Below are 14,536 nucleotides of genomic sequence, written 5' to 3' on the forward strand. Positions count from 1 at the left end.
TTTACACCCTCTTCTTTGTTAATTTAAGTAATACTTTGCTTAAGCTTTCATCCGTAAGATCCTCTGCATCAGCAAAATCTGATACCGTAAAAGCAGACTCTGTTGTTGGTTTATTTATAAGTTGGCAAAGATGTCTCAACATACCATCTGCTATTACTTGAATTTTTAATTTAGAAAACTGTTCTCTACTATACATCCAAATAAAATGTAACTTTTCATCTTTCACCATTCCGATAACATCAATTAGATGAGATGGCTTGGAATCTGGAGCATGATCTAAAAATGTAAACCCTGCCTCTTGCATAAACAAAGATTCCTTTGAAAACACCTGATCAAATTGACCCAAATAGTTAAAGCTTATTGGAGGCTTTTGCTGATGAAACGGTAGTATTTCTTTATTCAAGTAACGTAAAATACCATAGTCTACTCCTTGATTCGGAATTCGACGCAATTGTTCTTTGACAGCCTTTAAGCCTTCAATTGGTGTTTTAGTTCCTTGAAAATTTAGATGAACAGGATAAATACTCGTGAACCAGCCCACTGTCCGTGATAAATCAATACCTTCTATCATCTCTTCTCTCCCGTGTCCTTCTAGATGAATAGAAACCGTTTGCTGATTTGTACAATCGACGATAGCTTGTCCTAATGCCGCCAATAGTACCTCATTAATCCTTGTCTTATGAGTGACTGGAACTTCGTGTAACAATGCTTGTGTTTCTTCTACCCCTAAAGTCCTCGTCACTTGATCAATCGATTCTTCTGTTGTTTCTTGTATTGGATAGTCCATTGGAATTGTCATTATTTCTTTTTCTACTTGTTCATTCCAATAATCCAGTACTTCTTTTGAAATACCCGAATCACTGTATGTCTGAAGTCGTTCAGACCATTCTTTAAAAGAGGTACTTTTCGCAGGTAAGCGAACTTCTTGACCTTGTTTCATCTGATTATATACCACCTGTAAATCTTCCAATAGAATCCTCCATGACACTCCATCTACTACTAAATGATGAATCACCCAGAATATTCGATCATTTCCAGTCAAGTTATCTTCAAAGTACACTACTCTCATTAACGGACCAGTAACTAAATTGAAACTAGCTTGATTAATGTTCATCTCTTCTTGTATTATTTTATTCCACTCTTTTTCATTAACTTTGTTCCGTTTTACAACATGGAGTACTGACAGCTCATCAGTCCCTTCATTTCTCTGCCTCCATGTTCCGTTTGGTAACTGCTCGTACCGAAAACGTAAAGCATCATGATGTTTGATTAAATTTAATATTGCTCCCTCTAGTAACTTCACATCCAATCTTTCTTTTACTCTTAAAAGCATTGATTGATTCCAATGCTCTGTATGTGGTTGTTCTTGCTCGAAGAACCAGCACTGAATTGGAGTAAGAGGCACATCACCTATCACAATTCCCTGCTCCGCTTGTACTCCCTGCGTTTCTATAGCCACTTGTGCCAGCTCAGCGATAGTTGGGCATTCAAACATTTGCTTTGGAGTAAGTTTTAACCCCACTTGACTTGCTTGAGATATGATTTGAATACTGAGAATCGAGTCGCCACCAATTTCAAAGAAATTATCATAGATTCCCACCTTTTTAACACCTAATACTCGCTTCCAAATGGTAGTCAGTATCTGTTCGTTACTATTCCGAGGGCCAACACATTCACTATTAACCTGCTTTTCCTCTGGCATAGGTAAGGCCTCTCGATCAACTTTACCGTTAGCTGTAAGTGGAATAGCTTCCATCGCCACAAATCCCGAAGGAACCATATAACTTGGTAGTTTCGCTTTAAGATACTCTCTCCACGCATCTACATTTCCATCTCCTACAACATATGCTACTAATCTTTTATCGCCCGGCTGATCTTCTCTTACAATTACAACTGCCTCTGTTACAGATGCATATGTATTTAAAGTAGACTCAATTTCCCCAATCTCAATTCTGAAACCACGTATTTTAACCTGATGATCAATTCTTCCGCGATAATCTAGATTCCCATCTGGCAAATACCTAGCTAAGTCTCCTGTCCGGTATAATCTTGCTTTTGGATTACTACTAAATGGATGAGATATAAAACGCTCTGCTGTTAATTCAGGTCTATTTAAATATCCACGTGCCAATCCTGCTCCACCAATATAAAGTTCACCATCAACACCTATAGGAACAGGTTGTTGATAAGCGTCTAGTATATACACTTCTAAATCGGGAATCCGCTTTCCAATATTACTTCTTGAAGCATGCTGCACATCATCTAGAGTAATTGGATAATATGTAACATGAACTGTAGTTTCTGTAATTCCATACATATTAATTAACTGTGGTTTTTTCTCCCCATACCTTTGAAACCACGGTAACAAGCCAATAGGTTCTAACGCTTCTCCGCCAAATATCACGTAACGCAGCTGCAAATTTTTATTCTTATCTTCTTGTTCACACACTCGTATTAATTGGCGGAATGCGGAAGGTGTCTGATTTAGAACTGTGACTTCTTCCTCCACCAATAATTGATAAAAATCCTTAGGTGATCGACTAATCCAGTACGGAACAACAACTAATTTTCCACCATATAATAACGCTCCCCAAATTTCCCATACTGAGAAATCAAATGCATACGAATGAAAAAGCGTCCAAGTATCTTTTTCATTAAACTGATACCAACAATCCGTCGATTTAAATAACCGTATAACATTGTGATGCTCTATCATAACGCCTTTTGGATTTCCCGTTGATCCCGAAGTATAGATCACATATGCCAGATTTTGGGGACCGACACTAGAAACCGGCAAAGTCTTACTTTCTTTCCCAATCTCATCTTGATCACGATCCAGGCAAATCGACTCAACATTTTCTGGTAACCAGTTCAATTCTTTTAAACTTTCTTGCGTTACGAATAACTGAATGCTAGCATCTTCTAAAATATATTGAAGTCGCTGCTCTGGATATGTTGGATCAAGTGGAACATAAGCCCCACCAGCCTTCAAAATTCCTAAAATACCTACAATCATCTCGAGGGAACGTTCAACGCACAGTCCAACTAAAGTATCAGGTCCTACTCCCTTTTTCTGCAGATAATGAGCTAACTGGTTTGCACGTTCATTAAGTTGCCTATAAGTAACTTTTTCTTTTTCATACGTAACTGCAATAGCGTGTGGATAAATCATTGCTTGTCGTTCGAACAATTCATGAAGAGTTTCCCGAGGTGGGAAATCCAGCTTAGGATTGTTGAACTCAACTATACTTTTTCTTTTATCTTCATCAGAAATAATTTCGATTTCAGCTACCTTTTGCTTTGGGTTTTCAAAAGTGTTTTCCATTATCGCTAACATAACGTTAAAAAAGCGTTTTATCTCTTCCTTAGAAAATAGCTCCTCACGATAATCAATATGTACATGTAAGGAGTCTATATCAATTAGATTTTCAATATGCACTGCAAGATCTTGTACCTCTTCACGGTTTGCGATCCATAGTGAATCACCACTTTCATCACGATCCCTATAATCAATCGTAGTTCCGAAAAGTCTCACATTGCTGTTATTCTCTTTATTAATCTGCTTTAATAACAAATCAAACGGATATTTCTGGTGTCTCAATGATTTACTTTGTTTTCTGGACACCCTACTAATAAATGAAAGTACTTCTTCTTCTGGATCAATATCCATTCTTAAAGGAACTGTACTCACCATCATTCCAATCAATTTTCGTTCCATTTTAGTCATACGGTTGCCGTAAGCCATTCCTAAACCAATATCAAGCGATGAGGTCCACCGATACATGGACAACGAGAAAGCAGTAACAAAAAGAGTATACAAACTAATTTTGTAACATTCAGAAAATTTTTCTATCTTTCTCTTCAAATGTTCCGTTAATATAAACGTCTCACGTGATGCTTTGGTACTAACTTGGTACGTATTATAAGGCTTCAATCCAGTCACAGATGGCAGTGTTTTAAATTCCTCTAACCAAAATTTTTGATCTTTTTGAAAGCGACTACTATTCAAATATGTTTGTTCATTGGTCAGAAATTGAACATATGAATTTTTAATTTCGCCTTCCTCATTCTCGTTATGCATGTCATAATAATATTTTGCAATCTGCTCAGTAAATATTTGAATTGATAAACCATCCATAATAATATGATGAACATTTCCAAAGACTGCACATTCATTATCGTTTAATTTTATTAAAGCGAAATAGTATAGATTTGAATTAAATAATGTAAACGTTTCTTTTGTTTTCTGCTCAATCCATTCCTCAAGCAAATTTGTTTTCTCCACATTACTGAAATCAAAAAACTCAAATTCTTGTTCTTCATGTTTAGTAAAATATTGTTTCGGTTCCTGATGCCCATTTTCTTTTAACCTAATGCACAGACCTTCATTTTCACTGATAACGCGATTCACAACTTGGTTTAATTTTGAATAATTCATTTTTCGATGAAGTTTAAATAAAAATCTTAAATTACATATTCCTTTATCAGAATGAACAACTTCTGTATACCATATTCTTCGCTGCGGATGGCTTAATGGATAACATTCCTCATTGGTCATAAAAATCTTCCCTTCAAAAATTATTTGCTCTTATAGGTTCGTGTTTATGTTTAGCCCATAAATATTTCTGCAGTGAAACTCCAATTACTCCAATAATAACAAGCCCAATCCCTCCATAAACATAGAGTTGAGTTACTCCAAACAAATGCACTAATGGACCACTCATAGCAGGAGAAATAATTAGAACTGCGTTTGTTAAACTGCTTTGTATACCAAATACTCTTCCTACTTGATCTTGATCGGATTCTATTTGTAAAATGACTTGATTAGATACAAGCATCAGCCCACTTCCGATACCAGCGATAAAACTAATTAAATAGGCTAAAACGAAGACCGTACCGGGCGTTATCAAACCAATCCCCCCAAAACCAATTCCCATTAAAACCATACCTCCACATACTACCCAGCCATATTGAAATTGTTTTAATTTCTGAGTTAGTAATGCACCAAGTATTCCGCCAAGACCAATAATAGAAATGATATATCCCATTTTACTTTTATCATGTGGGAATAAGCTCTTAAATAAAGTTGGGAATTGTGAGTCTACTAATTGTAATACTGCCATGGCTATTGTAACGAAAATCATGGTTGATAATATTATCCGATTAGATAACACATAACCCCACCCTTGTACCCAAGCGGTCCAAGTACTTTGTTTTTGCTTTTCAACAAATTCTTTCGATATAGTTTCTTTAAATTTTATTGTGGGTATCAGAACTAAGGTAGCTAATAAACAACTTATAGCTCTTATAATGAGGCAGAACTCTGGTTGAAACCAGCTCAGCAACATGCCCCCTATAAGTGGGCCTACTATCTTTGTACCCTGCTCTACTATTCCGTTGATACTTACTGCTTTAGTAAGCAAGTCCGGGGATACAATCTGTCTTGTTAGTGTTTGCTGTGCAGGATAATAGAAAACAATAAAAATGGAACGAATCATTAATGCCACTAAGAGCCAGTGGATATCTTGTACAAATAAAAGAGCAATTGTTATTAGACCAACCATTAGATTACAGAACATCATAATTGGAATTTTTCTAAAACGATCTGCAATAACACCTGCCCATGAGCCAAAAATAATTCCAGGAAGTGCATATGCAACAGGAATCAATCCAATCATAGTAGGATCTACTTCCCATTCAAACCCAACTATAGTCATAATCGCTAACATATCAATAAAAACACCAAGCATAAGCAATGAATAGGCAGAGAAAACTTGTAAATAAACCCTATTTCCTAATAGGCCTTTTGAATTGGTAGTTTTCATAAAAGCAAGCTCCTTAAGTTACTAATATAAACGCTTTTGGTATAAGGTACCCCTTTATTAAACTTAATTAATCATTATAAATATTTCACCTAGAATTTAACTTCGTTAAAATCTAGACTAACCTCAAGGTTTTGTATTTTTAAAATAGTCAGATAAATTTAAACACACCTATTTCTTCATTTTTATATCAACTGTTACAACATAGACCTTTTCCTCACACTAATAACAGCTAAACGTTGCCTTAATATAATCCTTTACAGTCGTTTGCACATTCAATTCACATCCTTTTTAAAGTTGGCTTTTTTCTATCTCAAATACTATCACACAAATATTTCACCTACTATATTCATAAAGTTGAAATATTTGAATCAGAAAATTCGGATAAAAAAACCAAATCCACAAATCATAACAAACTATTATTTAGTTATATTTTCATTTTATAGATAGCTTTAACCATAAGGATATTAAGAATTAAGCTTTTTAATTTTATTAACATAATAGTTAATAGAGACTATAAATCCTACTAAATAAAAAGGTACATATACATTAAAGTATATGTACCTTTCCCTATCCTACATATTTTCTATTCAAATTAATTCCAATAACTAAAATAGATATTAAAAATGTAATACTAACAATTACTAATGCACTCATAACAAAGATTGAATCATATAGTATTGAACCTATACATTTACTACCTATTTAATTTATTAGACATTACTACTTCAAAAAAATTACATATTATACACAATCGGGATAAATCCCTAAAATATGATTTGACTATGTTATTATATAATATTGTTATGAATCTCTTGTAAAATATAATATATTTTAAGCTAATGTATCATCATTTTTTCTATAAAAGAACTTAATTTTTATGTAGTACGAATTTATTTAGTAATATAATATGTTAATTTAGGTATAAGAATGTTTAAAGATCACCTATTTCCGTAGGTGATCTTTTCTTGTGATTCTGCATTTGTGCACTACTGTAGAAATATATCGTAGATACGCTTTGTTTGCTAAATGTTTAGTTCTTTCCATTTATTAAAAAACATAGCTTCATACAATTAATATCATATTTGTTAAATTGCAAACTATTATTTTGTCTTCTGTACAGGCAAACTACTAAAAATCAATTCAGCAACTTTTACATATCCTTTTGAGTTTGGATGAATTAAATCCTTAGACCAAAGCGTATTGTCATTAACTAAATGATGATTCCAAAAATCAACATGATAAAGCTTATACTCTCTGCTCAGTGAATGTATAACTTCATTCGCCTCTAATAATTGTTCTTTTATTACTTGTTTTTTTTCAGAAGCAAAAGGAAGCCTAACTGTAAAATCTGGAAGGTTTGCTATAATAATATCAGCCCCTGCTTTACTTAATGTATCTATCATAAATTCCATATCGTTCTTATATGCATCATGATTCCAACGTCCTTTTAAAACATCGTTTGCCCCTGCAATGAGACTAACCAAATCTGGATTAAAAGTTAGCGCCTTTTCCAATTGCTGCGAGCGAATTTCTTTAGTTACTAACCCACGCTTTGCAAAATTGGCATATTCTATATCGTTTTCACACAGTTGAACAAAATGATCTACCCAGCTTTTTAATGCAATTCCCTCAACTTCATCCCCTATCCCCTCTGTAAAACTATCGCCAATTGCTACAAATCGCTTCCACATATGTATTCCCCCTTTATTATTAACCATATCTATACTATACAATAGCTCACACCGTAATTGTTATTTCTAAGTAGTTTTTGATTTCAATTATATTCCACTTTACTATATTTACATTTAGAATCTAAAATTGACCGATTCCTAAGTATACTTAGGAATCGGTCATATTCATATATTTACTAAAAAAATAAAATCTATCTAGGAATTATACTTTTTTCAAAAAATTTGTTGTTCTTTGTTTTGCCCAGTTGATACATTTCTTTTCGATTAAATGGTATGAAACTATAGAAAAAAGTAATGTCATTGCACTGCACAAAGTAAGAAGGAAAAAGATAGGTATCTTTGTATACAATAGTTTAAATAGTACCATCATGATTGGAAAATGACACAAATAGATACTGTATGAAATTTCTCCTAAGTATACAAATACACTCTTATTTAAAAATGCTTTTACTTTTAGGTTACTCATAGCCATTATAATAAATATACTAACCCCCATTACGACACCCCAATCTTTTAATAAGAAAGTTGTATCATTACGGGAAAAACCATAAATTAAAATGGAATATAAATATAGAATAATCCCTAATACAATAAGAAATCCTTTTTTAAATTTTTTCATATTTCTATATGAGTAGATAAGTTTTTCCTGATACTTAAAAAGTAACATTCCAACCATAAACATAGATGTAAAATGCAGTGTATCAGCATAACCATTATAAAATCCTTCAGCTTTCCCAATATGCAACATATTAAGAACAACACTAATTAAAGAAAAGCTCAAAGCAAATAGTATCGTTTTCTTCCAATTCAGTTTATAAAAAAGAAGGAACAACAAAGGAAACACAATAGATATACGCATTTCTTGAGCCAATGACCAAATAACTGGATTATAATTTTCCGTAAAAAAGTTATTAAGAAGCACAAAGTGGTTTAAAATATCTAATTTTGTTGTAGACCCTTGCCACCTATCATAGAACCAATCCCTTAGTCCTACCACTTCATACGACGAAAACAAAATAAATAAAACAAAGGTAACGATTATCCAAAAATAATAAGGAATATAGATTCTTACAAATCTCTTAATTAAATACCCCCAATAATTTATTTTTGAATGATAAAGTGCCATAGATAACACAAAACCACTTAGTACATAAAAAACGATAACAGCTTCTCCACCCGCCCATAAAAACCTTAGCGGGGAAAATTTAATAGAATTAGGCAACGATGGTAGCATTAAACAAAAATGTCCAAATACCACAGTAAGTGCCGCTAAACCTCGTATGGAATCTAATTCTTTTATTCTCTTACTCATAAAATGTTCTCCTTGTAAATTGTAAATTTTGCTGTTCATAAAGGCCACTATAAGAATGTAGTGGGAGAATTGTACATATTCTTTCTTTAAATTCCTAATATAAGCAGTACAAAGTTAATTTGACCTCCATTTCTTTATATACATAATTTAAAACAAAATATTTAATACAAAGAAAAGATTTTATTAAATTTTTATAAAGTGAAACATTTAGTTGTATCCTATAAAATTAGCTTTTTACTATATCAATCGCACTATCCCACATACTACTAAAAAAAGATCCTGTTTTACGTATAAAACGTGTAAACCAATTTGCTTGTTCCACATCAGATTTTGTTACAAGGTCTATTTGTAATGATTTACCTGATAAGAACCCAGGATCTGTATTATCTTTAGGCGAGATAATCATTTTACTAATTGTTACACCTTTTTTAATAGGCGCTTCTTGTTCTTTATTCAATACTTTAAATTCTTTTTTATAAACGTCTTTGTTGCTCTTCGGTATTGGAAGTGAAACAGTTTGCTTCGTTTGAACTACTACATCTTTGTCTTTTGCATTTGCTACTCGCACTGTTTCATGCCCTTTTACTACTGAACCTTTTCCGTAAATATTCTTCACTTCAAAATTCGCAAATCCATAATCATATAATTTCTTCGTCTCATCAAAACGTGCTGTATGGGAGTTTGCTTTTATCACTACAGATATTAGACGCATACCGTTTCTTTCTACTGTGCCAGTGAAGCAATCACCAGCTTCTGGAGTAGTTCCTGTTTTCAATCCATCAACACCTTCGTATTGCTTAATTAAACCTTTTAACATCATGTTAAAATTCACCATATCAATTGGATATTTGCCATCCTTTTGGAATGTTTTTTTGGGGATTTTTGCTGTATCTAATATTTTCGGAAAATCTTGAATGAGACGTTGTGCTAAAATCGCACAATCTCTTGCGGACATTTTATTTTTCTCGTCTAGAGTTGTCCCTTCTGGGTGATATCCTTTTAAATCTTGATTTGTTAAACCTGTAGAGTTTACAAATTTATAATTTTTCATTCCAAACTCTTTTGACTTATCATTCATCATTTTCACGAAATCGGATTCTTTTCCAGCAATTTCTTCAACTAAAGCAATTGTTGCACCGTTTGCAGAGTAAATTGCCATTGCCTCATATAACTCTTTTACTGTATAAGAGCCACCATTTTCTAATGGAACGTTTGATAATGAGCGATCTTGTGAAATCTTATATGCATATTCAGAGATTTTAACTTTTTGATCCCATTTAAGTTTTCCTTTATCCACCGCTTCATGAACTAAGTATTCACTCATCATTTTTGTCATACTAGCAATTGCTAATGATTCATCTGCATTTTTTTGATATAAAATTTTCCCAGAATTTACTTCTACTAAAATTGCTGATCCTGCTTCCACGTCTATAGCAGGCACTGTTTCCGCTGATGCTCTTCCAAATGTAACGACCATGCTACAAAATAGTGTAAGCACTGTTACTATTGAAATACTTCTCTTGCAAAACATACCTTTCACTTCTGTTACCTCCAATATCTTTGTACTCAAAAAAATGTTATTCTTACATAATCCTCAAAAAATAGACAGTATTCTCAAATTCTATATACATATACGACGTTAGGATTGCTTTCATATAGACCATCTCATCCCACACTTTTAGGCGCACTGATACTTTGTGTTCCTACACACATACCTATTTTTAATACCCTTGTATTTTTCAAGATGATCCGTACTTTCATATTTTTTAGGATTACAATGAATAGACAATCAAAATTATACATTTGTTCCACATTTTCAAAAAATAAAACCAGTGTGTCCCGATTAAATATCGAGACACACCGGTTTTATTATCTATCAAGGATTTTAATTATTTAATTCAGTTATTTGCTAAATTCATACTAGAGATGAATTTTCCTTAGTCTAGACTATTCATTTTTTATAATAAAAAAACTACATCCTATATAGAATGTAGTTTTTTCACAGATCTATCTATTTTTTACTTCCTTTTTATAAAAATCATATAATAATTCAATAGATGAACTAGATAAAATAGGAATTGCCTTATCAACTAATGCTCTATCCCAATCAAACCAACGCATCTCCATTAGCATATTCATTTCTGTATCTGTGAACCGCTTCTTTATTTCCTTAGCAGGATTTCCACCCACTATTGTATACGGCGGAACATCTTTACTTACGACAGATCCTGCTGCAACGATTGCACCTTCACCGATTGTAACGCCAGGCATTATTATAGCATTCATTCCAATCCAAGCATCACTTTTAATGACTGTATCACCCTTCGGTTTATATGAATGTTCGATTTGCTCAGCGAATGGATATACTGTAATCCATTCTAAGTGATGATTGTGATTACCACCCATCAAAATGACTACTCCACTGGCAATACAAACATAGTTCCCAATAATGAGTTTATCAAGATGCCATCCCATTTGTTCAATTGGATTGAACAGTGTTCGGGACTTAGCATCCCCCCACAAATACCTTACACAGCCATCTTCAAAATTTTGATGACCATAATAACCTGAATAATAGGAGTGCTCTCCTACTTCAATAAGTGGATTTGTTACTATATCTTTTATATACTTTGTTTCCGACCAATGATTAAATAATGGATGCTCCATAACTTTATTCCTCGCTTCTAAGTAGTGTAGATTTTTGTAATTTACTTAGAAGCTTACTACGACTGCTACATTTTTTAGCTTTCTCAAACGACGAATCATTGTCTTCAAGCCTTTCTTTTATTATAAAGGAATCATATCGTGATAAATTATATTAGTCAAATTGTAAAATTATGTACTCAAACTTATGGTGTGAATTAAAATTTCAGTATTAAAATAATCAGGTTTTGAAATAATAAATCCTAATTACATATGATAAAGATTGCTTAGTTTTACATCTAACCTCTTTCTTATATTCCCCTTAACTCCCTTAATATAATTTTATACCCTTTAATTTGTCTGATAAATCAATAAATGTTAATATGATTATAGAAGATATAATCATCCTTTAGATTTCACAGCTAGTTTTTCACAAAAACGATTTCTGAATCCTTAAGTAAATAGGAGGTTTAGAAGATGAAACTTTTAAGGCAATCTACAATTATTGGTGCATTGACTGTTGGAGGATTTTTATTTTCGAATACAATTGGTACGCTCCCACCTGTGTCTGCTGAATCGCAACTTACACAAAAAGAATCACGATTTTTAGATAATTGGCAGTGGCAAAGCTATTTTTTATTACATCATAATGCAGATTTTATAGAAGAGTTAGCAGTTGGTGACTTAAAACATGGAGATACATTCGATGTTACTATATATACTGGTGGTAAGGATACTGGTATTGTAAAAATATATCAATTGAGTGGAAATGATGAAATAAACTTGCATAGATATAAAACCATTTATGACACTGGTTTAAAACATAATTATGGTAGATTTGTAACGCCTATTACTAATGTGTATAATCCAGGAACATATGTAGCTGTTATGAAACTTGGAGAAAATTATTATTATGGGGGCAGCTTTAAAATCTCAAAATAATTTACGTTTATCTCACCAGTAAATAAATATTGAATACTATTTTCCTTAAACAACAATCAAAAAACTCCTCTACCTTATATAAGATAGAGGAGGTTTTTGATTGTTTGCCTTTTTAAGGTTAGAAAAAATCCTTACTTTCTTTATAAATTATCATTTTTATTCAATAACTGTTTCCACTTCTTTAAGTTCTACAATTCAATATGCAATATTGCATATTACACATGTTCGATTTTAAAACATGTGATAATTAATTTATATAAATATCTTACATAATTATTGAAGGGAGAATGCTACATGTCTTTCTTTTCTTGGTCTCCTCTTATTTTCTTAGCAGTTGTTGCAATCATCATTTCTATTAAAAAGAATAAGAAATAATAATTTATTATTTGGAGGTGTAATAATGTCAATTGCAGCTTGGAGTGCAATTTTTATGACTTTAATCGGAGCAATATCCGGAGCAATCTTTGGTACAATCTCTTTTAGAAATAAAAGTAAAAATTAAATACTTACATAAAAACGAATTTCTAATAAAACTCTATACAAAAAGTAGCCTATAAAGTTTTATAGGCTACTTTTCATTTCATTACTATTATTTAGCTAATTCCTTCGTACCTTTCATTACATCAACAAAGAATCCCCAGTTATTCACAACAGAAGAAATACTAATATGTTCATCTGGAGTGTGAACATTAAATATATCTGGACCGAATGAAATTGCATCTAATTCAGGCATCTTTTGAACGAATACACTACATTCGATTCCTGCATGTACAGCAAAGATTTCAACATCTTTATTGTATTTTTCTTGATGCACTTTTTCAAACAAATTACGAATTTGTGAATTCGGATTGTATGGCCATTCTGGATACTCTGACTCGATTTCAAATGTTGCACCAACTAAATCGGCGATACATTTAATCTCATCTGCAACATGTTGTTTTAAACTACTTACAGAACTTCTCACTTCGTTACGTAATTTAATTTCATCTTGCAACGTTTCAATAACACCTAAATTTGTTGAATTTTCTACAAGACCTTTAATATCCATGCTCATACTTTGAATGCCGTTTGGAATTAAGAATAATGATGCAATAAGTTGTTTTTGTGTCTCTTTAGCAAATACTTTTTCTACTTTCTCATCCAATTTTGTAAGTGTAACATGAACATCTGGATCAACAGCACGCATTTCTTCTTGTAATACTCGTGTCCATGACTCTAGCTTTTCTTCTACCTTCTCTACATCTTCTTGACGTAATAAAATTGTAGCTACACTTTCACGCGGAATTGCATTTGTTTTTAATCCGCCGTGAACTTCACTTATATCAAATTGAATATTTGCTGATAAATCGCGTAATACTCGTCCTAATACTTTGTTCGCATTACCACGTTGTTTATCAATTTCCATACCAGAATGTCCGCCTTTTAGACCACCAACATATAGACGGTATGCATCCATATTCGCGGGTGCTTCATCCCAAATTACTGGAATCGTTTCAACAGCTTTCGCACCACCTGCGCTACTTACTAATAATTTATGATCTTCTTCAGAATCAATATTAATAAAAATCTTTCCTTCAAAATGATTTGAATCAACAGCGAAAGCTCCGCCCATTGTCGTTTCTTCTTCAGTAGTTATAACTACTTCAAGTGCTGGATGTGGAATGTCTTTTGAATCTAATAAAGCTAATGCATATGCAACTGCAATACCATTATCAGCTCCTAAAGTTGTTTGATTTGCATATAACATGTCCCCAATAATTCGTAATTCAATTGGATCTTTTTCAAAATCATGTACGGTTGCTTGATTTTTTTCGCAAACCATATCCATATGACCTTGAATAATAATAGCTGGTACATTTTCATAACCAACAGTTGCTTCTTTTTTAATAATGACATTTAACGCTTCATCTTGAATAACTTCTAAGCTCCGCTCTTTCGCAAAATTTACTAAGTAATCACTAATTTCTTTTTCATTACCTGATCCTCTAGGAATCTTTGAAATTTCTGCAAAATGATAAAATACAGGGTGCTTTGTTAATTGTTCTAAAGTAGAATACATTTTTAAGCTCCTCTCAAAATAACAAAATAATATGTAGGTCTTTTATCATTATACCATGATTCGT

At 32.6% G+C, this 14,536-nt stretch carries 8 protein-coding genes; 1 reads left to right on the forward strand and 7 read right to left on the reverse strand.

Annotated features, from left to right (window positions below):
- Position 1: 1 nt before the first annotated feature.
- The 6 genes from AC0NJG_RS02415 to AC0NJG_RS02440 form a co-directional block, all read right to left on the reverse strand.
- Positions 2–4,558 carry an amino acid adenylation domain-containing protein gene (locus AC0NJG_RS02415; protein ID WP_474062814.1) on the reverse strand — a complete coding sequence of 1,519 codons (4,557 nt, stop codon included), beginning with the start codon at positions 4,556–4,558 and terminating at the stop codon, positions 2–4.
- A gap of 13 nt (positions 4,559–4,571) precedes the next feature.
- A complete protein-coding gene (locus tag AC0NJG_RS02420; RefSeq protein ID WP_087952630.1) occupies positions 4,572–5,825 on the reverse strand; it encodes an MFS transporter in 1,254 nt (417 codons plus the stop codon).
- Positions 5,826–6,925: 1,100 nt separating this feature from the next.
- Positions 6,926–7,516 carry an SGNH/GDSL hydrolase family protein gene (locus AC0NJG_RS02425; protein WP_140168721.1) on the reverse strand — a complete coding sequence of 197 codons (591 nt, stop codon included), beginning with the start codon at positions 7,514–7,516 and terminating at the stop codon, positions 6,926–6,928.
- 202 nt (positions 7,517–7,718) lie between these two features.
- Positions 7,719–8,867 carry an acyltransferase family protein gene (locus AC0NJG_RS02430; RefSeq protein ID WP_087996851.1) on the reverse strand — a complete coding sequence of 383 codons (1,149 nt, stop codon included), beginning with the start codon at positions 8,865–8,867 and terminating at the stop codon, positions 7,719–7,721.
- A 187-nt stretch (positions 8,868–9,054) separates the two neighbouring features.
- Positions 9,055–10,368: a D-alanyl-D-alanine carboxypeptidase family protein gene (locus tag AC0NJG_RS02435; protein WP_087952625.1), complete on the reverse strand. Its 1,314-nt coding sequence runs from the start codon at positions 10,366–10,368 to the stop codon at positions 9,055–9,057.
- Between the two features lie 467 nt (positions 10,369–10,835).
- Entirely contained in the window at positions 10,836–11,495 is a 660-nt protein-coding gene (locus AC0NJG_RS02440) for a CatB-related O-acetyltransferase (RefSeq protein ID WP_087996847.1), read from the reverse strand.
- A 453-nt stretch (positions 11,496–11,948) separates the two neighbouring features.
- On the opposite strand from AC0NJG_RS02440, the gene AC0NJG_RS02445 reads away from it, so the two are divergent.
- Positions 11,949–12,413 carry a DUF5065 family protein gene (locus AC0NJG_RS02445; RefSeq protein WP_087952619.1) on the forward strand — a complete coding sequence of 155 codons (465 nt, stop codon included), beginning with the start codon at positions 11,949–11,951 and terminating at the stop codon, positions 12,411–12,413.
- A 589-nt stretch (positions 12,414–13,002) separates the two neighbouring features.
- Here AC0NJG_RS02445 and pepD read toward each other — a convergent pair.
- Entirely contained in the window at positions 13,003–14,472 is a 1,470-nt protein-coding gene (gene pepD / locus AC0NJG_RS02450) for a beta-Ala-His dipeptidase (protein ID WP_173601489.1), read from the reverse strand.
- Positions 14,473–14,536: the final 64 nt, after the last annotated feature.

It is taken from the genome of Bacillus sp. SSR7 (assembly GCF_055902415.1).